The organism is Pseudomonas sp. FP453, assembly GCF_030687495.1.
Taxonomy (GTDB): Bacteria; Pseudomonadota; Gammaproteobacteria; order Pseudomonadales; family Pseudomonadaceae; genus Aquipseudomonas.
Window position 1 is genome coordinate 5,472,752 of record NZ_CP117435.1, and the last position, 25,700, is coordinate 5,498,451.

The window sequence follows — 25,700 nt, forward strand, 5'->3', positions numbered from 1 at the left end:
ACTCGTTTTGCTCGTATGTTCGGGCGCTTGCTGCACGAATGTTCGTACGTTCAAGCGCGCCTTTTCAGTTCGACGCACGGTAAAGCCCGTGCGCATCGATGTAGGCCAGGACCGCGTCAGGCACCAGGAAACGTACCGACTTACCGCTGGCCAGCAGTTGACGGATCTGGGTGGCGGACACCGCAAGCGGGGTCTGCCAGACGAATGCAATATTCCCGTTCGGCCCGGTCAGGGCCAAGGGGTCACTTACCGACCGCGCGGCCAGCAGGTTGCGCAAGGCATCCGGCGGTTCGCTGTCGGCATCCGGGCGTTGCAAAACCAGGATGTGGCAGTGCTGGAGGAGTTCCTCCCAGCGATGCCAAGAGGGCAGGCCGCAAAATGCGTCCCAGCCCAAAAGCAGAAACAACTGGTCATCCGCGGCCAGCTCGGCGCGCATCAGCTCCAGGGTGTCAACAGTGTAGGACGGTTTATCGCGCTTGAGCTCGCGGTCGTCCACCACCAGGGGTGCGATGCCTTCCACCGCCAGGCGCACCATTTCCAGGCGCTGCCGGGGCGACACTTGCGGCGTATCGCGATGGGGCGGCCGGGCGTTGGGCATCACGCGCAATTCATCCAGCGCGAGGGCATCCGCGACTTCCAGGGCACTGCGCAAATGGCCGATGTGCACGGGGTCGAAGGTACCGCCGAGCAGCCCGATGCGTTTACCCATCAAGTGCGCACATGACCGTCGCCGAACACCACGTACTTCTCGCTGGTCAGGCCTTCCAGGCCAACCGGGCCGCGGGCGTGCAGCTTGTCGGTGGAAATACCGATCTCTGCGCCCAGGCCGTACTCAAAGCCGTCGGCAAACCGCGTCGAGGCGTTGATCATCACCGAAGCGGAATCCACTTCGTTGAGGAAACGCCGCGCATCGCTGAAATGTTCGGAGACAATGGCGTCGGTGTGCTTGGAGCCGTAGGTGTTGATGTGTTCGATGGCCTCATCCAGGTCATCGACGAGCTTGATCGACAGGATCGGCGCGGTGTATTCGGTGTACCAGTCCAGCTCGGTCGCTTCGATCACGTCCGCGCCCAGCAGCGCACGAGTGCGCTCGCAACCACGCAATTCCACACCTTTGTCGCGATAGATGGCAGCCAGCGGCGGCAGCACGCGCTCGGCAATGCCGACGTGCACCAGCAGGGTTTCCATGGTGTTGCACGGCGCGTAGCGGTGGGTCTTGGCGTTGTCGGCGATGCGGATCGCCTTGTCGATGTCGGCAGCGATGTCGATATAAACGTGGCACACGCCGTCCAGGTGCTTGATCACTGGCACCTTGGCATCGCGGCTGACGCGTTCGATCAGGCTCTTGCCACCGCGCGGCACGATCACGTCGACGAATTCCGGCATGGTGATCAGCGCGCCAACGGCGGCACGGTCGGTGGTTTCCACCACTTGCACCACTTCGGCAGGCAATTCGGCCACGGCCAGGCCTTGCTGAATGCACGTCGCAATGGCGCGGTTGGAATTGATCGCCTCGGAACCGCCCCGCAGGATGGTGGCGTTGCCAGACTTGAGGCACAGGCTCGCGGCGTCGATGGTCACGTTCGGGCGCGACTCATAGATGATGCCGATCACGCCCAGGGGCACGCGCATCTTGCCGACCTGGATGCCGGACGGCAGGTAACGCATATCGCGGATCTCACCGATGGGGTCAGGCAGCTTGGCCACCTGACGCAGGCCTTCGATCATGTCGTCGATACGTGCCGGGGTCAGCGCAAGGCGGTCCAGCAGCGCCGGCTCCAGGCCATTGGCGCGGCCGTTGGCCAGGTCCAGTTCGTTGGCGGCGGTCAGCTCGGAGCGCGAGGCATCCAGAGCGTCGGCGGCCGCCAGCAGGGCGCGATTCTTCTGCGCAGTGCTCGCACGGGCGATCAACCGCGAGGCCTGACGGGCAGCGCGACCCAGGCGGGTCATGTAGTCAAGAACGGACTCAGTCATGGTCAGGGAGTCTTGGCAGGGAGGAAAGCGGCAGATTATAGCTGTGACGCCGCCTGACTGACAGCGGTGAGGGGCGGATGGTCGAAATGAACTGTAAAAACCTGGGGTTCAGCGGTAATTAAGGTGGGAGTTGTTATTATTCGGTCACATTTAGCCGTAATAACCCCAGGCCACCATGCCCAGCGTTTCGCCCCGACACCCCGCCAGCGCCCTGCCCGACGGCTTCTTCGACCGTGACGCACAGATTGTTGCGCGAGAATTGCTCGGAAAAGTCATACGCCATCGCGTCGGCGAACTCTGGCTTTCGGCGCGAATTATTGAAACCGAAGCCTATTACGTGGCGGAAAAAGGCAGCCACGCCTCACTCGGCTACACAGAAAAGCGTAAGGCTTTGTTTCTGGACGGTGGCCACATCTACATGTACTACGCCCGTGGCGGTGATTCGCTGAACTTCAGCGCCCAGGGGCCGGGCAATGCCGTGCTGATCAAATCGGCGTATCCGTGGGTCGATGAACTGTCCGGCCCGGCCAGCCTGGCGCAGATGCTGTTGAACAATCCAGATGCCAATGGTCACCCTCGCCCTTCGCAAAAGCTTTGCGCTGGCCAGACGTTGTTGTGCAAGGCGCTGGGGTTGAAGGTGCCGATGTGGGATGCCAAGCGCTTTGACCCGGAGTGGCTCTTTGTTGAAGACGTGGGGCAGGTGCCGACGCACATTATCCAGACCACTCGCCTGGGCATTCCCAGCGGTCGCGACGAACACCTGATGTACCGCTTCGTCGATGCTGGTTATGCGCCCTATTGCACACGGAACCCGCTGCGCCGGAGCCAGGTCGAAGGCCGCGACTATTTTTTGATTTGAACATTGAGACCTGCAACACAGCCGATCCCATGTGGGAGCTGGCTTGCCTGCGATAGCGGTGGTTCAGTCCATGAGAGGTTGGCTGATAGACCGTCATCGCAGGCAAGCCAGCTCCCACAACTGATCTTCACTGTTTCAGGTTCTGTATTGCATAGAGGGAGTGGATTTGTATGGGCCAATGGCTCGATAGCATCACCGGCTGGCTGACCCTCAACCCCGAATGGCTCGCGGTGGCGGTGTTTATCGTCGCGTGCGTAGAGTGCCTGGCCATCGCGGGACTGATCGTACCGGGCACGGTGATGCTGTTTGCGATTGCCGCACTGGCCGGCAGCGGCGCGCTGTCATTGAGCGAAACCCTGCTGCTGGGCTTTCTCGGCGGCTTGTTGGGCGATGGTATTTCCTACTTCCTCGGCCGCCACTTCCACCAGAACATCCGCCGCCTGCCCGGCCTGCGCCACCATCCAGAATGGATGAACGGCGCGGAGACTTACTTCCATAAGTACGGCATTGCCAGTCTATTGGTGGGACGATTCATCGGACCTTTGCGCCCCATGCTGCCAATGGTCGCGGGTATGTGCGACATGCCTTTCCCGCGTTTCGCCGCGGTGAGCCTGCTGGCGGGCGCGGGTTGGTCGGTGGCCTACCTGCTGCCAGGCTGGGCGACCGGCGCGGCGTTCCGCCTGCCGTTGCCGGAAGGCTTCTGGCCGGAGGCCGGGGTGGTCACGGCTGCTATCGCTGTGTTGCTGGGCTTGAGTTTGAACAGCAGCCTGCGCGGCCATCGTCGCGCTACCCTGTGGATCGGCTGCGCCAGCCTGACCTTGTTGATCGCCCTGTTTATCGGCTATCACCATCTGGATAACTTCGACCATGGCCTGATCGCCCTGGTGCAAGAACATCGCAGCCCGTGGCTGGACGAAGTGATGGTGCGCATCACCCAACTGGGCGAGTTCAAGAAGATGTTCGTCGCCAGCGCCGTGTTCACCGGCCTGCTGTTGCTGGCGCGGCAATGGCGCCAGGCTGTATTTGTCGGCGCTACGCTGGGCGGCGCCGCGGTGATCAACACCGGGACCAAGCTGTTTTTCGCCCGTGGCCGCCCGGAGATTCTTACAGACCCTCTGACCAGCTTCAGCATGCCCAGCGGGCATGCGTCCGGCTCTTTCGCGTTTTTTCTGGCGCTGGCCGTGCTGGCCGGCCTGGGGCAACCGACACGCCTGCGCATGACCTGGCTTCTATTGGGCTGTATCCCGGCGGCGTTCATTGCCTTGTCGCGGGTCTACCTGGGGGCGCACTGGCCGACTGACATCCTGGCCGGCACCCTGCTGGCGATGGCGGTTTGCGCGTTCAGCCTGACCCTCAGCCAATACCGCAGCCCGATGCCGGCCCTCCCGCAAAAAACCTGGTGGCTGCTGCTGCCGGCGCTCGTCGCTGTGCTGAGTTTTATCGCCCTCACCGGCACGTCCCACGCCCTGCTGCGTTACGCCTATTAAGTGAAAAGCTCACCCTGCAACTCGTCGAGCAACATCTGGATCGCATCCAGCCGCTGCTGCGGATCGTCGAGTTGCAGCAGGTCGATCTTGTCGGCCTCGGTAAAGGGCAGCAAGTAGGCCAGTTGGTTGCCCAAGGATTGCTGGCCCTCGGCCTGGGTGCCCATGTCCAGCGAGGCCACCATCGGGTGCTCGGCCAGGGCCTGGAGCAACGCCAGCAGGTCGGCATCTTCTTCTTCCAGCGCCTGGTCCGGCAGTTCTTCAAGCCATTGCACGTCGGCTACGAGCAAATTGTCCTTCTGCACCCCGGCGTCACGCACACGAAAACGGCGCCCGCCTTCGACGCGAATCCCCAAGAGGCCGTTGTCCTGCTGCTTGAAGTCACGGATCAGCGCTTCACAACCGATCAACGCGTAGCCATCCGGGGCCATGCCCACCTCGCTGCCGTCGAGGATGCACACCACGCCGAAGCTTTCGCCCTTTTTCATGCAGCGGCTGATCATGTCCAGGTAGCGCGCCTCGAACAGTTGCAGGTCGAGGGTGCAGCCAGGGAACAGCACGGTATTGAGCGGAAACAGCGCCAGACTCATAAAGGTTTCCTTAAACCCGGTTTAAACGATCACCGACACAGCCAGCGGCAGGAACACTGCCGTGGCCACGCCCATCAGACTCATGGCCAGCGCCGCAAAGGCGCCGCACTCTTCGCTTTCCTGCAAGGCCACCGAGGTGCCGACGGCATGGGCCGTCATGCCCAGCGCCATGCCACGCGCTTCGGGGCTGTGCACGCCAAGGCGGGACAACAGCGCCGGGCCGACCATTGCGCCCACCACCCCGGTGATCAGCACAAACACCGCCGCCAACGCCGCCACCCCGCCGATCTGTTCGGCCACCAGCATGGCAATTGGCGATGTCACCGACTTGGGCGCCATGGTCATCAGCATCATGTGTTCGGCGCCAAACCACCAGCCCAGCAACACACACAGGCCGGTGGCCAACACCCCGCCTATCACCAGCGTAGTAAAAATCGGCCAGAACAATTGGCGAATGCGCCGCAGGTTCAGATAAAGCGGCACCGCCAGCGCGACGGTCGCGGGGCCGAGGAGGATACCCATGATCTCCGTGCTCTTGCGGTACTCCGCGTAGCTCAGGCCACAGGTGAGCAAGACGCCGATCACCAGCAGCATGGACACCAGCACCGGCTGCAGGAAGATCCAGCGGGTTTTCTCGAAACCGGCCAGCACCAATTGATAGGCGCCCAGGGTGATGCCGATGCCGAACAAGGGGTGATGAATCACCGCGGTCCACGCGCCGTGCCAGTCGACGATCATTGGTCCTTCTCCTTGCGCTTGACCATGTGCTGCATCAACACGCCGACAAAGCCCATGGCAATCACCAGCGACAGCACCAGCGCGCCGACGATGGCCCAGAAGTCCGCCGCAATGTCCTTGGCGTACACCATCACCCCGACGGCGGGTGGCACCAGCAGCAATGGCAGGTAGCGCAACAAGCTGCTGGCCGCCAGGCTCAGGGGCTCGCCGACCTCGCCGTTCCAGATCAGAAAACCGAGCATCAACAGCAAGCCGATAATCGGCCCCGGCAATATCGGCAGCAGCAAATGGTTGAGCGCCGTACCGATCAATTGGAACAGCACCAGCCATGTCAGCCCACGTAACAGCATGCGTTCTCCCCCCCGTCAAAACTCGCCCGTATTATAAGCACGCCAGCCCTATGCTTCGGCATTCGCCAAAAGCATGGTGGGTTGACCGGGCCTGTTGCCCATGATGATCTAAGATGGATTTCGCACACCTATAAAAACCGATGAACCAAGGAGAGACGCAATGCCCTATGTACCTGTAGCGCAGCTCAAAGATTATGTCGGCAAGGAACTGGGACGTTCCGAATGGCTCACCATCGACCAGGCGCGGATCAACCTGTTCGCCGAGGCCACTGGCGATCATCAGTTCATCCACGTTGACCCGGTCAAGGCCGCGCAAACCCCGTTTGGCAGCACGATTGCCCACGGTTTCCTGTCGTTGTCGCTGATGCCCAAGCTGATGGAAGACATCCTGATCATGCCTGAGGGCCTGAAGATGGCGGTCAACTACGGCCTGGACAGCGTGCGGTTTATCCAGCCGGTGAAGGTCAACTCCAAGGTGCGCCTGAACGTGACACTGACCGACGTCACCGAGAAGAAACCCGGGCAATGGCTGTTCAAGGCCACCGCCACCCTGGAAATCGAAGGCCAGGAAAAACCCGCCTACATCGCCGAGTCGCTGTCACTCTGCTTCGTGTAAGCCCAGCCCTGTGGTGAGGCACTGAAACTCACCACAGGGTATGTAAATTTATGTATGAACCTCGCGGCTGCGGCATACTCGGCGCTCAATTACCCGGATCCCGCTATGCGCCCACTCGCTCCCCTTGCCCTTGCCCTGTTGCTCACCGCTTGCGGAGACGGCGAATCGCTGTTGCCGCCCGATGCGCGCCTGCCCGATGGCGGCCGCTACCGGGGTGATGTGGTCAACGGCTTGCTGCAAGGCCAGGGTCGTGTGGACTACCCCAACGGCAGCTGGTACGCCGGGCAGTTCGACAAGGGCCAGTGGCACGGCCAGGGCGAATGGCATGGCAGCAACGGCGAGGTCTATAAAGGCGAGTTCCAGCAAGGCCTGTTCGATGGCCAGGGCAGCCTGACCACACCGGGCAGCAGCTATGTCGGCGGCTTCAAGCGCGGCCGGCGCAACGGCGAAGGCACCCTCAAAGAGGGGCAGATGACCTATCGCGGTGAATTCAACGCCGACCAGTATTCCGGCCTCGGCCGCCTGGAACTGGCGGACGGCAGCCAATACCAGGGCCAGTTCGCCCACGGCAAGCCGAATGGCGAAGGCCAGCGCAACGACGACAGCGGCAACCAGTTCAGCGGCCACTTCGTCGATGGCCAGCTTGAAGGCAACGGCACCTTCAACAGCGCCGACGGTGACATCTATGTCGGCCAGTTCAAACAGAACCAGCTCAACGGCAAGGGCCGCTATGAAAATGCCGACGGCGACGTGTGGATCGGCCAGTTCAAGGAAGGTGCGCTGAGCGGCAAAGGCGAATTGATCGGCGTCGATGGCAGCCACTACGTCGGCCAGTTCAGCGATTGGCGCTTCACCGGTGAAGGTCGCCTGAACCTCACCGACGGCAGCTTCTATATCGGCGGTTTCGACAGCGACAGCTACCAGGGCCGCGGCACCCTCGTCCTCACCGACGGCACCGTGCAGGCCGGCACCTGGGTCAATGGCATGCGTGTGCGTGACGCCGACGGCAAGCTGCTGCCCGACCCGCTGGAGACCGGCGTATTGGCCCAGGGCCACTTGCTCGATGCCGCGCTCGCGGCCGTGCCCGCCTCGACCCCCGCCGTCGAGCTGTACAGCCTGGTGCTGGCCGGTGATGGCAAACAAAGCGTATTCCTGCGCGAAGCCGATTACGTCAGCAACATGCTTGCCACCCGTTTCGGCGCGCGCGGGCAGATCCGCCTGGTCAACCACCGCGACCACATCGCCGACCGCCCCCTGGCCACCCGCGAAAGCCTGCGCCGCGCCGTGTTGACCCTGGCCGAACGCACCGGGCCGGAAGACCTGGTATTCATCTACATGACCAGCCACGGCACCCACGAACACGAGCTGGTGCTGGACCAACCGCGCATGGAGCTGGCCGACCTGCCGGCCGATGAGCTGGCCGCCGTGCTCGCACCGCTGAAAAACCGCGACAAGATCATCGTGATTTCCGCCTGTTACTCCGGTGGTTTTATCCCGGCGCTGAAAGACGAACGCACCCTGATCATGACCGCCTCGCGCGCCGACCGCGTGTCCTTCGGCTGCTCCGAAGAGGCCGACTTCACCTACTTCGGCGACGCCCTCTTCGCCCAAGCCTTCAACCAGACCGACGACTTGCAGCAAGCCTTCAAACTGGCGCAACTGCACGTGGCCGAACGCGAACAGGCCGACAGCTTCGAAGCCTCTGAACCGCAGATCTGGGCCCCCAAAGGGGTGATCGCCCACTGGCAATTATTACGCAAACAGCAGGCACGAAAGGCGCTCGAAAGCGTCTCAATGAATAGCAAGGAAGCCAAAGGCAACTAAGCTGTAACGTGTAACAGGGGGGAAACACCATGTACCTGACGCCTCAACATATCCTGCTGGCCGGTGCCACCGGCCTTACCGGCGAGCACCTGCTGGATCGCCTGCTCAACGAACCCACCGTGACCCGCGTCCTGGCACCCAGCCGCAAACCACTGGCCGAACACCCGCACCTGGAAAACCCGGTGGGCGACCCGGCCCTGTTCTTGCCACAACTGAGCGGCCGTGTGGATATCGCCTTCTGCTGCCTGGGCACCACCATCAAGCAGGCCGGCTCGGAAGCTGCGTTCCGCGCGGTCGACCTGGACATGGTGGTGGCCTTCGCCAAGCGTGCGCGGGAGATGGGCGCGCGGCACCTGATCGTGATCAGCGCGATTGGCGCCGACCCGAAATCGTCGATTTTCTACAACCGCGTCAAAGGCGAAATGGAACAGGCGCTCAAAGCCCAGGACTGGCCACAATTGACCATCGTGCGGCCGTCGCTGTTGCTGGGTGAGCGCCTGGAACCACGCCTGGCCGAGCAACTGGCCGGGCCGCTGTCAAAGCTGATTCCTGGCAAGTACCGCGGCATCGAGGTGTGCGAACTGGCCCGGGCCATGTGGCGCCTGGCGCTGGAAGAGCAGGATGGAGTGCGGGTGGTGGAGTCGGATGAGTTGCGCAAGCTCGGCAAGTGATTTTGCGGTGGCTGGGCCGGCCTCTTCGCGGGCAAGCCCGCTCCCACATTTTGATGGGTGAACACAGTCTTTATTTGTGAACACTGTCAAATGTGGGAGCTGGCCTGCCTGCGATGAAGCCAGCCCAGGCAATACACCGCTACAGGCCGCCCGTGGCGTTGAAGCCAACCCCCAACACCGTCAACACCGACAACGGCAACAACAAGGTATCGAGCAACGCACTCGCCGGCAGATCCACCCCCGGATAACTCGGCGCCTCAGCCCCAAACCGATCCTTGGCGCAGCAGCCGCCATTCATTGCATACAGATCCAGGCGCGTGCCGGCATACACCACCGGCGCGCCGGGTTGCGCCGCATCCAGCGTGCGCGCGGTGGCGCAGCCGGTCAGTTGCAGCACAAGCACCAACAGCAGCGCCTTATTCATCGCTGCTCAAATGGTGCTCACCCCAACGCGGCAGCATGTCCTGGGGAATATTCAGCAGGTTCAGGATGCGCGCCACCACAAAGTCCACCAGATCATCGATGGTCTGCGGCTGGTGATAGAAGCCGGGCGACGCCGGCAAGATAGTCACGCCCATGTTCGACAGCTTGAGCATGTGCTCCAGGTGGATGCTCGAATACGGCGCTTCGCGTGGCACCAGGATCAACTGGCGACGCTCCTTCAAGGTCACATCCGCCGCGCGCTCGATCAGGTTGTTGCACGCGCCCGTGGCAATCGCCGACAAGGTGCCGGTGGAGCACGGCACCACCACCATCGCTGCCGGCGCGCCGGAGCCGGAAGCCACCGGCGACATCCAATCTTCCTTGCCGTACACCTTGATCTGCCCCGCCGCCGCACCGGTGTACTCGGTGAGGAACGCCTGCATCATCTGCACCTTGGGCGGCAGGGCGACGTCGGTCTCGGTAGCCATCACCAACTGCGCGGCCTTGGAGATCAGGAAGTGCACTTCACGGTCTTCGCGCACCAGGCAATCCAGCAGGCGCAGGCCATAAGGCGCGCCGGACGCGCCGGTCATCGCCAGGGTCACGCGTTCCGGGCCGCTCATTTCAGCGCCTCGGCCAATTTACCGTGCAGGCCGCCGAAGCCGCCGTTGCTCATCACCACCACATGGGTGCCAGGCTTGGCGAGCTGCTTGACGTGTTCAATGATGCCTTCGATGGAGTCACAGACCGTTGACGGCACGGTGCACAGCGCGGCAATCGCCGGCAGATCCCAGCCCAGGTTGGCCGGTGCATACCAGACCACCTGGTCGGCGTCGTTGACGCTTTCCGGCAAGCCATCGCGGTGGGCGCCGAGCTTCATGGAATTGGAACGCGGCTCGACAATCGCAATGATCGGCGCATCGCCTACGCGTTTGCGCAGGCCATCCAACGTGGTCGCAATCGCCGTCGGGTGGTGGGCAAAGTCGTCGTAGATGGTAATCCCATTCACGTCGGCGACCTTCTCCATACGCCGCTTCACGCTCTTGAACGCGCTCAATGCCGCGATACCCATGGATGGCACCACGCCAACATGCCGTGCGGCCGCCAGGGTCACCAGGGCATTGGCAACGTTGTGTTGGCCAGTCATATCCCAGTCGACGATGCCTTGGGCCTCGCCGTCAAACAGCACTTCAAACCGCGAGCCGTCTTCGCTGAGCAGCCGGACTTGCCATTGCCCACCTTCGCCGGTGGTTTGCACCGGGGTCCAGCAGCCCATGTCGATCACACGCTGCAAGGCTGGCTCGGTGGTCGGATGGATGACCAGCCCTTCGCTCGGAATGGTACGCACCAAATGGTGGAACTGACGCTCGATGGCCGGCAGATCGGGGAAGATATCGGCGTGATCGTACTCAAGATTGTTCAGGATCGCCGTGCGCGGACGGTAGTGAACGAACTTGGAGCGCTTGTCGAAGAACGCGCTGTCGTATTCATCGGCTTCAATCACGAAGAACGGTGTATCGCCCAGGCGCGCCGACACCGAGAAGTTCTGCGGCACACCGCCAATCAGGAAGCCCGGGCTCATGCCGGCATGTTCCAGCACCCAGGCGAGCATGCTGCTGGTGGTGGTCTTGCCATGGGTGCCGGCGACGGCCAGTACCCAGCGGCCTTGCAGCACATGGTCCGCCAGCCACTGGGGGCCGGAGACATACGGCAAGCCTTTATTGAGTACGTATTCGACCGCCGGATTGCCACGCACCATGGCATTGCCGATCACCACCAGGTCCGGGACCGGGTCGAATTGCGCCGGGTCGTAGCCTTGGGTCAGTTCAATGCCCTGAGCCTGCAGCTGCGTGCTCATGGGTGGGTAGACGTTGGCGTCGGAGCCGGTGACGTGATGACCCAGTTCCTTGGCAAGAACCGCCATCGAGCCCATGAAAGTGCCGCAGATACCAAGAATATGAATGTGCATGATCGACCTCGTAAAACATCGAGGCAGGTTAGCGCAGGAAGGGGGAAATCGCACTCTTTATGCGGGCCATGCCGAGCAAGGTGCGTGCGGCGCAACTCGCTCGGCAGTTCTGATACTCAAGCGGTCATTGATGTATCAGATTGGTTGTCGAGGTTTTTCATCGCGGCGAGATAACGTAACTTGTCATACGATTCGAGCATACGTTCATATTTTTGCCCAATGAGTTCCAAGCGCGCTCTTGCGCCCTCAGGTATTGGTGCACCGGGTTTATACGGTTTAAAAATAATCCCATTCTGCCGGGTGGCTTTCTTTAATTGCTGTTCGGACTCGCGCAACAACTTTTCCAAATTACCTAAACGCCCGTTTTCATCTTTCGGCCAACTTTCATCCTTGGTAAAGACCTTGCTGGTATCGCCCAGCACAAACATGACCGTGGTGGCCATGCCCAGTAGCTTCATCTCGAAATCGTCCAAACGTTCGCCGATAGAGTCCTGCACCACTGCGCTTGAGTCGGCCACGGGCGTGGATTGGCTGGCCGTGGCATCCGCCGCCTTGCCCTGGCTTGTCGCCCCCGGTAAAAACGGCGGCGGCAACACGCCCGGCGCATAGTTCGCCTTGATCGCCTCCCCACTGGCAACAGACCCCGCATAAGCCGCCACATTCATCGGCGCACTGACCAACCCGGTAATACCTGCGCTGATAAAGGCGTCACGCGCCACCTGGCTGGCCTTGGGTGTGGTGGAGATCACGCCGGCCTTGACCAGGCTCTCGGCGTCTATGACCCGCTTGGTGACCTCGGCGACGCTCATCGTGGAGCGCTTGCCCAGGTTCTCAAGCAGCGACTTATCATTGGCCTTGAGTTTATCAATGACTGACTGCGCAACATTCTTGAACCCGCCTTCGGGCTTGGGGGATGGGCCAGGCTTGATCTCCGGCTTGGGCTTGGGATCCGGTTGTGGTTTTGGCTTGAGGTCTGGTTTGGGCTTGGGTACAGGAACCGTGGAGGCAGGCGGCTTGCTTCCAAACCATGAAAAGAAACCCTTGCCGTTGCCCTTGAGGGCCCGCTTGCTGCGCGACAAAGGTTGATCATCGGGCGCAGCACCGGGTGACTCCGATTGCTGAGCCGGCGCCTCCGTGGGCGAGAGGGGTTGAGGAGTAAAACTAAGTGCAGGTGTTGTAATGTTCATCGTGTTCACCGCCATGGTTTTTGTTGTTTGGAAACACTGGAAGTTGTTGCCGCTATTAAGTGCGCAAAAAACTCCCCAGCCGTTCCAACAGAACACGCCACTACAACGTGTACGACAGGTTCACCACGATCCGGAAAACACGGTTCAGCTGACAACAACACATTTCCGTTCTTACACTTGGCCCCACTCTTTCCATTGGGTCCTGGGAGTGCCTCTCCACGCCTGGCGAGGAGAGGCTGGACGGTCCCTAGCTGGTTTGAATGGCCTGATGTTCGGCGTAGGTGTTTACCGACGGTTCGACATTAGAAGTCGGGTTACGTACTCCCTGTGCGATGCTGGGTTTGAAATCTTTCAACTCAGGACCATAGGGTGCCTTGGTATGTGTGTCGAAGGCATACCACTTGCCATCGCGTTGCACCGCCACGACGGGTACATCTTTGCCCCCCGTACTCGGGGAGCGGTAAGTTCCTTCGGCGATAATCTGCTTGTATTCACCGAGAGGGACGTGCCGACTACCGCTTTGCCCGGTTAGGTGACGAGCGCTACCAAAGTAAATCACCGAAGATTTTAAGTTGGGCATTGTTTTCAATACCGTCTTGCCTAACTTGAAAACACCCTTGCCTGCATCATAAAAACTGCCGAACGTGTTCAGCCCTTTTACCCCGCCCCTGGCAAAGCCTTTAAGGAAACCCGCGATGGCACTGACCCCTTTGGCACCTGCTCTAAGGGCTTGAAAACCGCCTTTCAGTGGAGGCGCCAATAATAGCCGATGAGATCAAACAGCCCGGCAATCACCGCTTCATATTTCGCCATCAATGATGGCTTTAATAAATTTGTAACCAGGAATAAAGCCCAGAAGGAAGTTTTCCAAAAATGCACTCCGGGCCTTTGATTTCTCCCTTTCAGTCATTCCACGGGCCGCCTCCTTGAACTGATTGACTGCATCAGCATAAATGGAAGTGATGGCCTCGGATATCTCGCCGGTCCTAGCCGACGCTGCATCCGTACGTAGTTTTGTGCGGCGGGGGCAACGCTTCAAACGTTTTACCCGAGTTCGCTCTCATATTTAATTCGTAGTGCTCACCTCCCACGATCAAGTGGTGACGAGTCCTCGTCCAACCATTCTTTTTACGTTCACTGACGTTTATGTCCCATCCCTCGGGGACACCAGGAAGCCGCTCGCCCACCTTGATGATCTTGCCTAACGCTGGCGAGTAGACATAGTCGACTCTATCCCCATTGAGCTGAGTATGAATAAGGTACGCGCCCTGCCCAAAGAGCTTGAATATCGGATGCTCCTCGCTACCTGTGGGGAAGTTAGAACTTTCAGTAGGTTCTAGGTATTCCATTCCAACACGGCCACGTTCAAACCGATGTCGATCTTCAAGCGGTAATTGCGACACCTGATACTGGTAGTTGGCACCCGCCGCCTTACTCATATTCTGAGTGTACTTGTCAAACGCCTCGTCAAGTTTTTTCTCTATATTGCTCAGCGCGCCAAAGAGTTTTTGGAATTGCCTGAACGACAGTCCGTTGCGCCCCTCAGACACCCAGCGGAAACTGTGCAGCTCGCCCGACATATAAATATCCAACAACGAGTATTTTTGAGTATCTCTAAAAGTCACACCAATGCGCCTAAAAGCCGGCTTGTCAAATAGATGCGCCTTTTCTGCACCGTATACTCGCGTCAATTCAGCTATCGCCAACTCACGACGCGTCGGCATTGGGGTAGCGAATACTTCGGTGAAGTCAATGATGGCGTTAACCTGCTTTTGCTGGGCTGCGGCTGCACGCTGGATAGTCTCGGGGCTGTAATTGCCCTCACTGTCTTCCTCAATGACGCCATTGGCGATCCCCCAATCAATCAATGATTGCGCAGCAGCAATCTGTGAATGATGCTGATCGCCCTCTGTAATAGGCTCGTGGGCGTCACGAGCCATGATCTCGTCATAGCTCTGCCCAGCCGACGATCCGGGGGTGTCCAACTCGCGGCGCGTTACAGCCGCGCTGAACGCGGCCCATTGCACAGAGCCGTAGACCATAGATGACGGAATCCCCTTGACCAGGAACTCTGGGGATGACATCGCCAGTAATTGGAAGGCCTTCACTCTCGCCGCCGCCGGGCCAAAGCGACTGGCTAGGTGCGCTTCGAAACGCCTGACGATTTCAGCCGGTGGTCGTTTCCAATTATCGGGTTGACGCAGGTTATAGCCGGCCAAATTATCTCGTTGCTGACCGCCATTCGGGTCTGCCTCAAGCCCTAACGCGGCCAGCAATACTTCTTGGACGCTACTCGGGGTATCGAGTGCGCCAATCGCCACCTGTAGTTGCTTACCCAGCGCACGGGCTTGAGGAGTGCTGATCAAGGCTTGGATATACGCCTGGGGGTCCTGACTGGTCTGTATCGTCACCGCGTTAGGCACCCAGCGCGCCAGATAACTGACCAGTGTGGTCCCTTGCTCCGGCGCGCCACCCGGCGGCGGTGTTTGCTGCGATTTCCAGTCGCCGACGGTGGCATTGATTTGTTCCTGAGTCTCTTTGCTCAATGGCACGGTTTTGCCGAGCAACCCACCAAAGTTCCCCTCAGGGGGGGCAACCAATGGCGGCGCAGACAACGCGCGCTCCAGGTTTTCAACCTCCTCCGGCGTAGTGGGTGCTTGCAAGCCATAGTGCGTGAGCAACTGTTGGACACTCATCCTGACTGGCTGCTTTTGCTCTTCGCTCCACAGTTCGGAGTGGGGTGCAACCGTTACGAAAATAGCCTCCAAATTCGATTTCGCATTGGGCGTCTTGCTCTGCTGTTTCAAAGCATTGAGCAGATTCACCATCGTATTGGCGTCGCCTGCCGTGCGTAAAATCTCTGCGCGTTTTCTGTCATCCGGCAACGCGCCCTGACCGTTGAATATCGGGCGATTGGCGAGCTCTTTTGCGCGCTCTTTCTTATGCTCACTCGACCTGAGCGAAGGCTCACCATAAAAGTGCTGGATCGTACTTTGATCGACCTGAGTACCGCCAGACGCGCCCGTCTCAAACGCTTTATGGCTGTAAACAATATCGTAAGGAAAAACTATTTTTGCCGTAGAAATGAAATTATCAAATATTTCTTTACCCCCCCACTACGTTGGCGAGTTCTGGAGAGCTGCTGGTCAATTTTTTGCCGCTGGCAAATAGAATTTCCCCCTTGGTACGGTCGATGGTGAAGGCGCCGTTGGCTTCCCCGACAAGCGCTAGCAACTGTTTGAACACCGGCGACTCGACCAATACTCGCAGCACCTCAATCCAACGTCCCAATGAGGACTTGGCTGGCACCTCAATCGGCTTGCCGGTTAACAGAGCCTCCCCATACTGTTTCGCCAAATCAGCATCGGCGGCTACTCGAGAAAACCTCGGAGTCAGCCGATGGAAAATGCTGAGTGACAGGAGGCAATGCGCTTTTCGCTTCGTATTTCAACTGATTGGGATAGTTATTATTAGACCCGACATAGGCTAAACCACGATTAATCACAGTCATGCAACACCTCACAGCTTTAATGAGCGGCTCGTCCTCGCGCCAAATGAAAAGCGCGTGCGACAGACAGATCATGTCAAAAGCCAATAAAGTTCAACGCGCATGCAATCATCATGAGCGCTGAAACTAACGACCGTTCATTCGAACACTGCAAACTGCCGAGTCGTATCGCCCCCCTATAAAACAGCCCTACTCCATAAAACAAACAGACGACCCAGTTAGCACCCGAACTTCAACAATAAATCTTTCGGCTTCCAAGCCATTATGTGGTCACGCCCCATACAGAAGTTCCAACACTCCAACTGAGCCAGCAACACGTTACTCGGCACACATCTTAATAACCTTCTCACAATAAGGCGAATCCGAAACAAGAAAACTAACGTCTTATAGTTCCAGGCAATCCAACGCCATATTTTCGCAGTTTCCGGTACAACGTATTACGACTGACGCCCAGTTGCTCGGCGGTGTGAGTCATATGCCAGCGCTGCTGCTCAAGAGCGCTCAATAATGTTTGTCGCTCAGCCGCATGCAGGGGCGAAGCCTCGACGCATGCCATGGCCGTAGCCCTCTCACGGATAGACGCGGGCACATCATCCAACGTTACGCGTCCGCATTCAGCCAACGCCACCAATGTACGCAAGACCATGCGCAATTGCCGCACATTGCCCGGCCAGGCATACGCAAGCAGCGCCTCACGTGCCGCGCCCGCCAACACGACAGTCTGCTCGCCGGCCTCTTGACCCAGTAGAAAGTCCAACAGCTGCGATTTGTCCTTGCGCTCACGCAGGGGCGGCAAGGCGACTTCCAAGCCGTTCAACCGGTAATACAAATCCTCGCGAAAGCTGCCAGCCTGAACGCGCTCCAGCAAATTGCGGTGAGTAGCGCTGATGATTCTGACATCCACCGCCTGGGGTTCGCCGCCGATGGGCACCACCATGCGGTCTTCCAGGACTCTCAACAGGCGAGTCTGCAATACCAGCGGCATGTCACCAATTTCGTCGAGGAACAATGTGCCGCCATCGGCCTGTTGCAACTTGCCGGGCATGCCTTCCTTACGTGCGCCAGTGAAACTGCCACCGCGATAGCCGAACAACTCACTCTCGATCAGGCTTTCTGGAATGGCGGCGCAATTGAGTGCAACAAAAGTTTTGTGGGCTCGCTGACTGGCCTGGTGCACCGCCTTGGCGAATGCTTCTTTGCCGGAGCCAGTTTCACCCTTGATCAACAGCGGCACATCACGCTCGAACACGCGCAATGCCTTGCGAAAATCACTTTGCAGTGCCGGGTCGCCCAGGCAAATCCCCGGCAAACGCGGGGCTGCGGGCTTCGCCACGGGTGCCGGCAGGCTGGGCACCTGGCCGCGCAACGCGGCGAACAGATGCCTGCCATCGCGGGTACGTAACGGCCAACTGGCGGTGGCATTGGCGCTGGCGCGGCCAAGCAATTGATCCAGCGAACACTCGAAAAAAGCTTCCACCGGTTGCCCCAGCAAACCGCCACGCCTCTGTCCCAGCAGGTTGAGCGCGCTCTGGTTGACCGCACAAATGCGCCCTTCGCCGTCAAACGCCAGCAGGCCCTCGCTGAACAGGCCCACCGACTCCGCCTGCAAGTGAAAACGCAATAACCAATGGTTTTCAAAATGACGCAGAAAGTAACAACTCTCGATCATCTTCGCTGACAGATTCACCAGCGCCATGGTGTGGAACTGGCTCTGGCGCGATACCGCTTCGCGCGCCGAAGACACATCGAGCACCGCCAGCAGTTCGCCATGAGGGTCGAATACCGGGCTCGCCGAACACGTCAGCCCGGTATGCCGGCCACGAAAGTGCTCATCGCGATGAATGGTCAGGGATTGGCGCTCCACCAGGCAGGTGCCGATGCCGTTGGTGCCTTCGCACGCCTCACTCCAATCGGCACCGAGCCACAACCCGGCGCGCTCGAAGATCTTGCGCTCGGACGACGCGGTGACACAGTTGAGGATCACCCCGCGCGCATCCGTGAGCAGCACGGCATGGCCGGCGCCCGAGAGCTGTTGGTGCAGGCTGTTCATCTCGCTGCCGGCGATGTGCAGCACTTGTTGCAGGCGCTCGCGGCTTTCCAGCAAGCGGCCGTGCTCAAGCACCGTGGGCGCGAGGGTCTGCGCAGGGTCGAGGTGATAGTCCTCCAGGCAACGCAGCCAGGAGCGGGCGATGGACGGGTCGCTGGCGGGGCCTTGGGAACGCTCTTGGCCACGGGTGACCGTTAACACTTGCTGGGCATGGCGGCTGAAATGATCGTTGTGCATTTCTTATTATTCTCCCTGCGTGAGAACGCCCAGCATCCCCCAGCCTCCCGACCAATGCAATCCCAGGCAGACCCGTCAGTCACAGGCTGTACCGTTTATGGCACAAACTGTCACTTCGCCTGTACCAGCAATGCCACAGTAGTGCCTTGCAACAAAGTCCAAGCCCTTGATTTACCTGGCCCCCACGGCAGTGGCCCAACCTTTGCTCTACGCTTTATCAAGCGCTGCTGCGCTGCACTCCAATAAACATAAAAGCCAGGAGATACCCACCATGCGTTACGCACACCCCGGTACTGAAGGCGCCATCGTTTCGTTCAAGGCCAAATACGGCAATTACATCGGTGGCGAATTCGTTGCGCCGGTCGATGGCAACTATTTCACCAACACCTCGCCGGTCAACGGCAAGGCTATCGCCGAATTCCCCCGCTCCACTGCCAAAGACATCGACAAGGCGCTCGACGCCGCCCACGCCGCTGCGGACGCCTGGGGCAAGACCTCGGTGCAGGACCGCTCGCTGGTGCTGCTGAAAATCGCCGACCGCATCGAACAGAACCTCGAACTGCTGGCCATCACCGAAACCTGGGACAACGGCAAGGCCGTACGGGAAACCCTCAACGCCGACATCCCGCTGGCCGCCGACCACTTCCGCTACTACGCCGGCTGCATCCGCGCCCAGGAAGGCAGCAGCGCCGAAATCAACGAACATACCGCCGCCTACCACTTCCACGAGCCGCTGGGCGTGGTTGGCCAGATCATCCCGTGGAACTTCCCGCTGCTGATGGCCGCCTGGAAACTCGCCCCGGCCCTGGCCGCCGGCAACTGCGTGGTGCTCAAGCCGGCCGAGCAAACCCCGCTGGGCATCAACGTGCTGCTGGAAGTGATCGGCGACCTGCTGCCACCGGGCGTACTCAACGTGGTGCACGGTTTTGGCAAAGAAGCCGGTGAGGCGCTGGCCACCAGCAAGCGCATCGCCAAGATTGCGTTCACCGGTTCCACGCCGGTGGGTTCGCACATCATGAAAGCGGCAGCCGAGAACATCATTCCGTCCACCGTTGAACTGGGCGGCAAGTCGCCGAACATCTTCTTCGCCGACATCATGAAAGCCGAGCCATCCTTTATCGAGAAAGCGGCCGAAGGTTTGGTGCTGGCGTTCTTCAACCAGGGTGAAGTGTGCACCTGCCCGTCCCGTGCGCTGGTGGAAGAGTCGATCTACGACGACTTCATGAAAGTGGTGATGAAGAAGATCGAAGCGATCAAACGCGGCGACCCGCTGGACACCGACACCATGGTCGGCGCCCAGGCGTCCGAGCAGCAGTTCGACAAGATCCTGTCCTACCTGGAAATCGCCAAGGGTGAAGGCGCGCAATTGCTGACCGGCGGCAAGGTCGAGAAGCTCAGCGGCGACATGGCCGGCGGCTATTACATCCAGCCGACCCTGCTCAAGGGCACCAACGAAATGCGCGTGTTCCAGGAAGAAATCTTCGGCCCGGTGGTCAGCATCACCACCTTCAAGGACGAAGCCGAAGCCCTGGCGATTGCCAACGACACCGAGTTCGGCCTCGGCGCCGGCGTGTGGACCCGCGACATCAACCGCGCCTACCGCGTCGGCCGGGCGATCAAGGCGGGCCGCGTCTGGACCAACTGCTACCACCTGTACCCGGCGCATGCCGCGTTTGGCGGTTACAAGAAGTCCGGTGTGGGCCGTGAGACGCACAAGATGATGTTGGACCATTACCAGCAGACCAAGAACTTGCTGGTGAGCTACGACATTAATCCGTTGGGGTTCTTCTAACTGACAACCCGCTCCCATACTTGAAATGCAATCAAGTGTGGGAGCTGGCTTGCCTGCGATAGCGGTGTGTCATTCAACATAAATATTGGCTGTAGTGGCCTCATCGCAGGCAAGCCAGCTCCCACATTTAGATCTTCATAAGTACTTGCTTACATGCATTCGGCACACAGATGCCGAGTTAAAAACAATAACAATGAAAGGTACTTCCCCATGCCTAGCGAACCGACTGGATCTTCCGTCGACTTCGAGAAAGTCGACTCCCAATACTTCCAACAACGCGAACTGAAAAAAGGCGCCGCCGGCTGGGTGCTGTTGGTGGGCCTTGGTGTTGCCTACGTCATCTCCGGCGACTACGCCGGCTGGAACTTCGGCCTGGCCCAAGGCGGCTGGGGCGGCATGTTCCTCGCCACATTGCTGATGGCCACCATGTACCTGTGCATGTGTTTTTCCCTGGCCGAATTGTCCTCCATGATTCCTACTGCGGGTGGCGGCTACGGCTTTGCCCGCAGTGCATTCGGGCCGTGGGGCGGGTTCCTTACCGGTACCGCGATCCTGATCGAATACGCCATCGCCCCCGCCGCCATTGCGGTGTTTATCGGCGCCTATTGCGAGTCGCTGTTCGGCATTGGCGGCTGGATGATTTACCTGGCGTTCTACATCATCTTTATCGGCATCCACATCTTCGGCGTCGGCGAAGCCTTGAAGCTGATGTTTGTGATTACCGCCGTCGCCGCGATTGCCCTCGGCGTGTTCCTGGTGGCGATGGTGCCGCACTTCAATGTCGCCAACCTGTTGGATATACCGGTGACCGAAGCCAAGGGCGCCAGCACCTTCCTGCCCTTTGGCTACGTGGGTGTGTGGGCGGCGATTCCTTATGCCATCTGGTTTTTCCTCGCCGTCGAAGGCGTGCCGTTGGCGGCGGAAGAAACCAAGAACCCCAAACGCGACCTGCCGCGCGGCTTGATTGGCGCCATTGTGGTGCTGACCAGTTTCGCCCTGCTGATCCTGGTGATCGCACCGGGCGGCGCAGGCACCTACGCGCTGGTCAAATCCGGCAACCCGCTGGTTGAAGCGCTGGCGCTGTCCTACGGCGGTTCGACATGGATGGGCAGTTTCGTCAACTTGGTCGGACTGGCCGGCTTGATCGCCAGCTTTTTCTCGATTATCTACGCCTATTCACGGCAGATCTTCGCGCTGTCCCGTGCTGGCTACCTGCCGCGCAAACTGTCCCAGACCAATAAAAGCAAAGCGCCTGTACTGGCGCTGGTGATCCCCGGCATCATCGGTTTTGGCCTGTCGCTGACCGGCCAGGGCGATCTGCTGATCCTGGTGGCGGTGTTTGGCGCAACCATTTCCTACGTACTGATGATGGCCGCGCACATCACCCTGCGCATCCGTCGCCCCAAAATGGACCGTCCGTACCGCACCCCCGGTGGCATCTTCACCTCCGGCGTCGCCTTGGTCCTGGCCTGCGTGGCCGTGGTGGCGGGCTTCCTGGTGGATCCACGCGTGGTGATTGGCGCCGCGATCATCTATGGAGTATTAATTGCTTACTTTGCTTTCTACAGCCGGCATCACTTGGTAGCAGGCACGCCCGAAGAGGAATTCGCGGCGATCCAGGCCGCAGAAGCCGCCTTGCACTAACTGCCGTAAACCTCGACGCGGGCGGCTGCCCGCGTCGTCAAGGAGACACTGTATGGCAAGCTTTTCCCACGCGGTGTGGGTACACAAACCTACCGCTTCGACAGCCTGAAAGACGTGATGGCCAAGGCCAGTCCCGCACGTTCCGGGGATTTCCTCGCCGGCGTGGCCGCGCAGAACGACGGCGAGCGGGTGGCGGCGCAAATGGCGCTGGCCAATATCCCGTTGAAACACTTCCTCGAAGAAGCGCTGATTCCGTATGAGAACGATGAAGTCACCCGCCTGATCATCGACACCCACGACAAACAGGCATTTGCCGTGGTCAGCCACCTGACCGTCGGCGGCCTGCGCGACTGGCTGCTCAGTGACGCAGCCGACGAACACAGCCTACGGGCATTGGCGCCGGGGCTGACACCGGAAATGGCCGCTGCCGTGTCCAAGATCATGCGGGTGCAAGACCTGGTGCTGGTGGCGCAGAAGATCCGTGTGGTCACCCAGTTCCGCGGCACCATGGGCCTGCGCGGGCGTTTATCCACACGCCTGCAACCGAACCATCCTACAGACGAACCGGCGGGCATCGCCGCGAGCATTCTCGACGGCCTGCTCTACGGCAACGGCGACGCCATGATCGGCATCAACCCGGCCACCGACAGCATCGCCTCGATCTGCGCGATGCTGGAGATGCTCGACGCGATCATCCAGCGCTACGAGATCCCGACCCAGGCCTGCGTGCTGACCCACGTCACCACCTCCATCGAAGCGATCAACCGTGGCGTGCCACTGGACCTGGTGTTTCAGTCGATTGCCGGCACCGAGGCGGCCAACGCCAGTTTCGGCATCAACCTGAATGTGCTGCAAGAAGGCTATGACGCGGGCTTGAGCCTGAATCGCGGCACCCTCGGCCAGAACCTGATGTATTTCGAAACCGGCCAGGGCAGCGCCCTGTCGGCCAATGCGCACTTTGGCGTCGACCAGCAAACCTGCGAAACCCGCGCGTATGCGGTGGCACGGCACTTCAAGCCGTTCCTGGTCAATACCGTGGTCGGTTTTATCGGCCCCGAGTACCTGTACAACGGCAAACAGATCATCCGCGCCGGCCTCGAAGACCATTTCTGCGGCAAGTTGCTGGGCGTGCCGATGGGTTGCGACATCTGCTACACCAACCATGCCGAAGCCGACCAGGACGACATGGACACCCTGCTGACCCTGCTCGGCTTGGCCGGGATCAACTTCATCATGGGCATCCCCGGCTCCGACGACATCATGCTCAACTACCAGACCACCTCGTTCCACGACGCCTTGTATGCCCGGCAAACATTGGGTTTAAAGCCGGCGCCGGAATTTGAACAGTGGCTGGCGAAAATGGGCATCTTCACGCAAGCCGACGGCAAGGTGCGCTTCGGCAACAGCCTGCCACCGGCGTTTCGCCAAGCCTTGGCGCAATTGGGATGAAGGAGCCGCCCGTGCAACTCGACCTACCCGAGAACCCGTGGCTGGAGCTGCGCCGCCTGACCCCGGCGCGCATTGCCCTGGGCCGTACCGGCACCAGTATTCCCACGAATGCCCAACTGGACTTCCAGTTCGCCCACGCCCAGGCGCGCGATGCCGTGCACCTGCCCTTCGACCACGCCGGCCTCAGCGGCCAGTTGGCCGAGCGCGGCCGTGACAGCCTGCTGCTGCACAGCGCCGCGACGGACCGGCACAGCTACCTGCAACGCCCGGACCTGGGGCGGCGCTTGAGCGATGAATCGGCACAGGCGCTGCGTGAGCATGCGGCGGCCAATCCCGGTGGGGTGGATCTGGCGGTGGTGGTAGCCGATGGCCTGTCCGCGCTGGCCGTGCATAAACACACGTTGCCGTTTCTGACACGCATGGAAGAACAGACCCCCGCCGAAGGCTGGTCCTTGTCACCCGTGATCCTGGTGGAACAAGGCCGCGTGGCCGTGGCCGATGAGATTGGCCAACTGCTCGGCGCGAAGATGGTGGTGATCCTGATCGGCGAACGGCCAGGGCTCAGTTCGCCGGACAGCCTGGGCCTGTATTTCACCTACAACCCCAAGGTCGGCCTCACTGATGCCTATCGCAATTGCATCTCCAACGTCCGCCTCGAAGGCCTGAGCTACGGCATGGCCGCCCACCGCCTGCTTTACTTGATGCGAGAGGCGTGTCGCCGGCAGCTGTCGGGGGTCAACCTCAAGGATGAGGCGCAGGTGCAGACCATCGAATCGGATGATCCGGACCTGATGAAAGGCAATTTCCTGCTCAGTTCACCGGATGACTGATCGCTGCATGATTGCGCTTTTTCACGCCATTAGGCAGCATCGAGTCACGGCCGCTTGTGTGGTCATACCCCATTTGGAAGTTGAGGCCTGGCATGCGGATTACTCAAGCGACCCTGGAACACCTGGACCTGTTGACCCCGTTATTCGTCAAATACCGCGAATTCTACGGGGCGTTGCCCTTCCCGGACTCGTCGCGGGCCTTCCTCGAAAAACGCCTGCGGCGCAAGGAGTCGGTGATTTACCTGGCCCTGGCCGATGATGATGACAAAAAGCTGCTCGGGTTTTGCCAGCTGTATCCGAGCTTTTCGTCGTTGTCGCTCAAGCGCGTGTGGATTCTCAACGACATCTACGTGGCCGAAGACGCCCGTCGGCAATTGGTGGCGGACAACCTGATGCGCACGGCGAAAAAAATGGCCAAGGAAACCCATGCCGTGCGGCTGCGGGTGTCCACCAGCAGTGACAACGAAGTGGCGCAGAAGACCTATGAGTCGATTGGCTTTCGTGAGGACACGGAGTTCAAGAACTACGTGCTGCCGATCAGCGAGGACTGAAGCCCCCAAACACCACAAATCCCCTGTGGGAGCTGGCTTGCCTGCGATAGCGGTGGGCCAGCCAGCGTACCTTTCACAGACCCACCGCCATCGCAGGCAAGCCAGCTCCCACATTTGGAGCGGTGTATATCCTTACAAATCGCGACATCCCCCGCTACAAAACCAACAGGCTTTTCACCTCTCGATCCGTATAATGCGGACCTCTCAAGGTTGTAAGAATCGCGACATACATTTGTAGTCTTACTTACCCCAGCTTCCGCACTGGCCTGCTGAGCCGAGCCATTCACACAGGTGCCATCCATGGATTTCAACCCGCTCGACCTTATCCTGCATCTCGACGTCTACCTCGACATGCTGGTAACCAATTACGGTCCGTGGATCTACGCCATTCTGTTCCTGGTCATCTTTTGCGAAACCGGCCTGGTGGTCATGCCGTTCCTGCCGGGTGATTCGTTGCTGTTTATTGCTGGCGCCGTGGCGGCTGGCGGTGGCATGGACCCGGTCTTGCTCGGCGGCCTGTTGATGCTGGCGGCGATACTCGGCGACAGCACCAACTATGTCATCGGACGAACGGCCGGAGAACGCTTGTTCAGCAACCCGAACTCGAAAATATTCCGTCGCGACTACCTGCAAAAAACCCACGACTTCTACGACAAGCACGGCGGCAAAACCGTGACCCTGGCGCGCTTCCTGCCGATCCTGCGCACCTTTGCGCCGTTCGTCGCCGGCATCGCCCGCATGCCCTACCCGCGGTTCTTCGGCTTCAGCGTACTGGGCACCATCCTCTGGGTCGGCGGCCTGGTGACCCTGGGCTACTTCTTCGGCAACGTGCCCTTTATCAAGAAGAACCTCTCGCTGCTGGTGGTGTTTATCATCCTGCTGTCGCTGGTGCCGATGATCATTGGCGTGTTCCGCAGCCGCTTTGGTCGCACGTCCTCCGAAGCCAAGCCGCAGTAA

Annotated in this window: 23 protein-coding genes and 1 pseudogene; 11 read left to right on the forward strand and 13 right to left on the reverse strand. The window is 60.0% G+C overall.

The genetic code is table 11. The annotated features are described in order from the left end of the window. Positions 1-64 precede the first annotated feature (64 nt). Positions 65-709: a nicotinate-nucleotide adenylyltransferase gene (gene nadD, locus PSH87_RS24905; RefSeq protein ID WP_017735624.1), complete on the reverse strand. Its 645-nt coding sequence runs from the start codon at positions 707-709 to the stop codon at positions 65-67. Then, positions 709-1,974, reverse strand: a complete 1,266-nt coding sequence (locus PSH87_RS24910) for a glutamate-5-semialdehyde dehydrogenase (RefSeq protein WP_026136655.1) — start codon at positions 1,972-1,974, stop codon at positions 709-711. The genes nadD and PSH87_RS24910 overlap by 1 nt, the downstream gene beginning before the upstream one ends. 175 nt (positions 1,975-2,149) lie before the next feature. Between PSH87_RS24910 and PSH87_RS24915 the strand changes: the two genes are divergently transcribed. Together PSH87_RS24915 and PSH87_RS24920 are read left to right on the forward strand one after the other, a co-directional pair. Continuing rightward, positions 2,150-2,833 carry a DNA-3-methyladenine glycosylase gene (locus tag PSH87_RS24915; RefSeq protein ID WP_305431480.1) on the forward strand — a complete coding sequence of 228 codons (684 nt, stop codon included), beginning with the start codon at positions 2,150-2,152 and terminating at the stop codon, positions 2,831-2,833. 170 nt (positions 2,834-3,003) lie between these two features. Continuing rightward, complete coding sequence (locus PSH87_RS24920) at positions 3,004-4,320, forward strand: bifunctional DedA family/phosphatase PAP2 family protein (RefSeq protein ID WP_305431482.1); 1,317 nt, start codon at positions 3,004-3,006, stop codon at positions 4,318-4,320. On the opposite strand, the gene PSH87_RS24925 is transcribed toward PSH87_RS24920, so the two are convergent. The 3 genes from PSH87_RS24925 to PSH87_RS24935 are packed head-to-tail and all read right to left on the reverse strand — an operon-like array spanning position 4,317 to position 5,995. Next, on the reverse strand, positions 4,317-4,907 hold the full coding sequence (locus PSH87_RS24925) for an LON peptidase substrate-binding domain-containing protein (RefSeq protein ID WP_017735620.1): 591 nt from the start codon (positions 4,905-4,907) through the stop codon (positions 4,317-4,319). The two genes, PSH87_RS24920 and PSH87_RS24925, sit on opposite strands and share 4 nt — an antisense overlap. Positions 4,908-4,928: 21 nt before the next feature. Next, positions 4,929-5,645: an LrgB family protein gene (locus PSH87_RS24930; RefSeq protein ID WP_305431484.1), complete on the reverse strand. Its 717-nt coding sequence runs from the start codon at positions 5,643-5,645 to the stop codon at positions 4,929-4,931. After that, the gene (locus PSH87_RS24935) at positions 5,642-5,995 is read right to left on the reverse strand and encodes a CidA/LrgA family protein (protein ID WP_257782163.1); all 354 of its coding nucleotides are present in this window, start codon (positions 5,993-5,995) and stop codon (positions 5,642-5,644) included. Before PSH87_RS24935 ends, PSH87_RS24930 begins: the two co-directional genes overlap by 4 nt. 160 nt (positions 5,996-6,155) lie before the next feature. On the opposite strand from PSH87_RS24935, the gene PSH87_RS24940 reads away from it, so the two are divergent. From PSH87_RS24940 to PSH87_RS24950, 3 genes are all read left to right on the forward strand, one after another. Then, entirely contained in the window at positions 6,156-6,611 is a 456-nt protein-coding gene (locus PSH87_RS24940; protein WP_003194496.1) for a MaoC family dehydratase, read from the forward strand. Positions 6,612-6,716: 105 nt separating this feature from the next. Beyond that, a complete protein-coding gene (locus PSH87_RS24945) occupies positions 6,717-8,435 on the forward strand; it encodes a C13 family peptidase (RefSeq protein WP_305431485.1) in 1,719 nt (572 codons plus the stop codon). Between the two features lie 29 nt (positions 8,436-8,464). Then, positions 8,465-9,106 carry an oxidoreductase gene (locus PSH87_RS24950; protein ID WP_305431486.1) on the forward strand — a complete coding sequence of 214 codons (642 nt, stop codon included), beginning with the start codon at positions 8,465-8,467 and terminating at the stop codon, positions 9,104-9,106. 139 nt (positions 9,107-9,245) lie between these two features. On the opposite strand, the gene PSH87_RS24955 is transcribed toward PSH87_RS24950, so the two are convergent. The 8 genes from PSH87_RS24955 to PSH87_RS24990 all read right to left on the reverse strand — a co-directional run bounded on the left by PSH87_RS24955 (position 9,246) and on the right by PSH87_RS24990 (position 18,477). Continuing rightward, positions 9,246-9,530 carry a YceK/YidQ family lipoprotein gene (locus tag PSH87_RS24955; RefSeq protein WP_017735614.1) on the reverse strand — a complete coding sequence of 95 codons (285 nt, stop codon included), beginning with the start codon at positions 9,528-9,530 and terminating at the stop codon, positions 9,246-9,248. Then, the gene (ubiX, locus tag PSH87_RS24960) at positions 9,523-10,152 is read right to left on the reverse strand and encodes a flavin prenyltransferase UbiX (RefSeq protein ID WP_017735613.1); all 630 of its coding nucleotides are present in this window, start codon (positions 10,150-10,152) and stop codon (positions 9,523-9,525) included. Before ubiX ends, PSH87_RS24955 begins: the two co-directional genes overlap by 8 nt. Beyond that, a complete protein-coding gene (mpl, locus tag PSH87_RS24965) occupies positions 10,149-11,498 on the reverse strand; it encodes a UDP-N-acetylmuramate:L-alanyl-gamma-D-glutamyl-meso-diaminopimelate ligase (RefSeq protein ID WP_026136654.1) in 1,350 nt (449 codons plus the stop codon). The genes ubiX and mpl overlap by 4 nt, the downstream gene beginning before the upstream one ends. 116 nt (positions 11,499-11,614) lie before the next feature. Further along, positions 11,615-12,685: a hypothetical protein gene (locus PSH87_RS24970; RefSeq protein ID WP_305431487.1), complete on the reverse strand. Its 1,071-nt coding sequence runs from the start codon at positions 12,683-12,685 to the stop codon at positions 11,615-11,617. A gap of 247 nt (positions 12,686-12,932) precedes the next feature. Further along, a complete protein-coding gene (locus PSH87_RS24975; RefSeq protein ID WP_305431489.1) occupies positions 12,933-13,445 on the reverse strand; it encodes a hypothetical protein in 513 nt (170 codons plus the stop codon). Between the two features lie 226 nt (positions 13,446-13,671). After that, positions 13,672-15,570, reverse strand: coding sequence for a hypothetical protein (locus PSH87_RS24980; RefSeq protein WP_305431491.1), 1,899 nt, complete (start codon positions 15,568-15,570; stop codon positions 13,672-13,674). A gap of 220 nt (positions 15,571-15,790) precedes the next feature. After that, positions 15,791-16,042, reverse strand: a complete 252-nt coding sequence (locus PSH87_RS24985; protein WP_305431492.1) for a hypothetical protein — start codon at positions 16,040-16,042, stop codon at positions 15,791-15,793. A gap of 527 nt (positions 16,043-16,569) precedes the next feature. Continuing rightward, positions 16,570-18,477, reverse strand: a complete 1,908-nt coding sequence (locus PSH87_RS24990) for a sigma-54-dependent Fis family transcriptional regulator (protein ID WP_305431493.1) — start codon at positions 18,475-18,477, stop codon at positions 16,570-16,572. 271 nt (positions 18,478-18,748) lie between these two features. Here PSH87_RS24990 and PSH87_RS24995 point away from each other — a divergent pair, with 271 nt between their 5' ends. The 6 genes and pseudogenes from PSH87_RS24995 to PSH87_RS25020 all read left to right on the forward strand — a co-directional run bounded on the left by PSH87_RS24995 (position 18,749) and on the right by PSH87_RS25020 (position 25,700). Beyond that, entirely contained in the window at positions 18,749-20,269 is a 1,521-nt protein-coding gene (locus PSH87_RS24995; protein ID WP_017735608.1) for an aldehyde dehydrogenase family protein, read from the forward strand. A 210-nt stretch (positions 20,270-20,479) separates the two neighbouring features. Beyond that, on the forward strand, positions 20,480-21,913 hold the full coding sequence (gene eat, locus PSH87_RS25000; RefSeq protein WP_017735607.1) for an ethanolamine permease: 1,434 nt from the start codon (positions 20,480-20,482) through the stop codon (positions 21,911-21,913). A gap of 52 nt (positions 21,914-21,965) precedes the next feature. After that, a pseudogene (locus PSH87_RS25005) lies at positions 21,966-23,362 on the forward strand (ethanolamine ammonia-lyase subunit EutB). Beyond that, a complete protein-coding gene (gene eutC, locus PSH87_RS25010; RefSeq protein WP_305431495.1) occupies positions 23,359-24,192 on the forward strand; it encodes an ethanolamine ammonia-lyase subunit EutC in 834 nt (277 codons plus the stop codon). The pseudogene PSH87_RS25005 and the gene eutC overlap by 4 nt, the downstream one beginning before the upstream one ends. A gap of 92 nt (positions 24,193-24,284) precedes the next feature. Further along, complete coding sequence (locus tag PSH87_RS25015; RefSeq protein ID WP_017735604.1) at positions 24,285-24,743, forward strand: N-acetyltransferase; 459 nt, start codon at positions 24,285-24,287, stop codon at positions 24,741-24,743. Between the two features lie 300 nt (positions 24,744-25,043). Then, positions 25,044-25,700: a DedA family protein gene (locus PSH87_RS25020; RefSeq protein WP_017736569.1), complete on the forward strand. Its 657-nt coding sequence runs from the start codon at positions 25,044-25,046 to the stop codon at positions 25,698-25,700.

What these genes read in the sequence shown, in the direction of transcription:
- nadD (WP_017735624.1), bottom strand. Translation starts at nt 709, where the DNA reads ATGGGTAAACGCATCGGGCTGCTCGGCGGTACCTTCGACCCCGTGCAC.
- PSH87_RS24910 (WP_026136655.1), bottom strand. Translation starts at nt 1,974, where the DNA reads ATGACTGAGTCCGTTCTTGACTACATGACCCGCCTGGGTCGCGCTGCC.
- PSH87_RS24915 (WP_305431480.1), top strand. Translation starts at nt 2,150, where the DNA reads ATGCCCAGCGTTTCGCCCCGACACCCCGCCAGCGCCCTGCCCGACGGC.
- PSH87_RS24920 (WP_305431482.1), top strand. Translation starts at nt 3,004, where the DNA reads ATGGGCCAATGGCTCGATAGCATCACCGGCTGGCTGACCCTCAACCCC.
- PSH87_RS24925 (WP_017735620.1), bottom strand. Translation starts at nt 4,907, where the DNA reads ATGAGTCTGGCGCTGTTTCCGCTCAATACCGTGCTGTTCCCTGGCTGC.
- PSH87_RS24930 (WP_305431484.1), bottom strand. Translation starts at nt 5,645, where the DNA reads ATGATCGTCGACTGGCACGGCGCGTGGACCGCGGTGATTCATCACCCC.
- PSH87_RS24935 (WP_257782163.1), bottom strand. Translation starts at nt 5,995, where the DNA reads ATGCTGTTACGTGGGCTGACATGGCTGGTGCTGTTCCAATTGATCGGT.
- PSH87_RS24940 (WP_003194496.1), top strand. Translation starts at nt 6,156, where the DNA reads ATGCCCTATGTACCTGTAGCGCAGCTCAAAGATTATGTCGGCAAGGAA.
- PSH87_RS24945 (WP_305431485.1), top strand. Translation starts at nt 6,717, where the DNA reads ATGCGCCCACTCGCTCCCCTTGCCCTTGCCCTGTTGCTCACCGCTTGC.
- PSH87_RS24950 (WP_305431486.1), top strand. Translation starts at nt 8,465, where the DNA reads ATGTACCTGACGCCTCAACATATCCTGCTGGCCGGTGCCACCGGCCTT.
- PSH87_RS24955 (WP_017735614.1), bottom strand. Translation starts at nt 9,530, where the DNA reads ATGAATAAGGCGCTGCTGTTGGTGCTTGTGCTGCAACTGACCGGCTGC.
- ubiX (WP_017735613.1), bottom strand. Translation starts at nt 10,152, where the DNA reads ATGAGCGGCCCGGAACGCGTGACCCTGGCGATGACCGGCGCGTCCGGC.
- mpl (WP_026136654.1), bottom strand. Translation starts at nt 11,498, where the DNA reads ATGCACATTCATATTCTTGGTATCTGCGGCACTTTCATGGGCTCGATG.
- PSH87_RS24970 (WP_305431487.1), bottom strand. Translation starts at nt 12,685, where the DNA reads ATGAACATTACAACACCTGCACTTAGTTTTACTCCTCAACCCCTCTCG.
- PSH87_RS24990 (WP_305431493.1), bottom strand. Translation starts at nt 18,477, where the DNA reads ATGCACAACGATCATTTCAGCCGCCATGCCCAGCAAGTGTTAACGGTC.
- PSH87_RS24995 (WP_017735608.1), top strand. Translation starts at nt 18,749, where the DNA reads ATGCGTTACGCACACCCCGGTACTGAAGGCGCCATCGTTTCGTTCAAG.
- eat (WP_017735607.1), top strand. Translation starts at nt 20,480, where the DNA reads ATGCCTAGCGAACCGACTGGATCTTCCGTCGACTTCGAGAAAGTCGAC.
- eutC (WP_305431495.1), top strand. Translation starts at nt 23,359, where the DNA reads ATGAAGGAGCCGCCCGTGCAACTCGACCTACCCGAGAACCCGTGGCTG.
- PSH87_RS25015 (WP_017735604.1), top strand. Translation starts at nt 24,285, where the DNA reads ATGCGGATTACTCAAGCGACCCTGGAACACCTGGACCTGTTGACCCCG.
- PSH87_RS25020 (WP_017736569.1), top strand. Translation starts at nt 25,044, where the DNA reads ATGGATTTCAACCCGCTCGACCTTATCCTGCATCTCGACGTCTACCTC.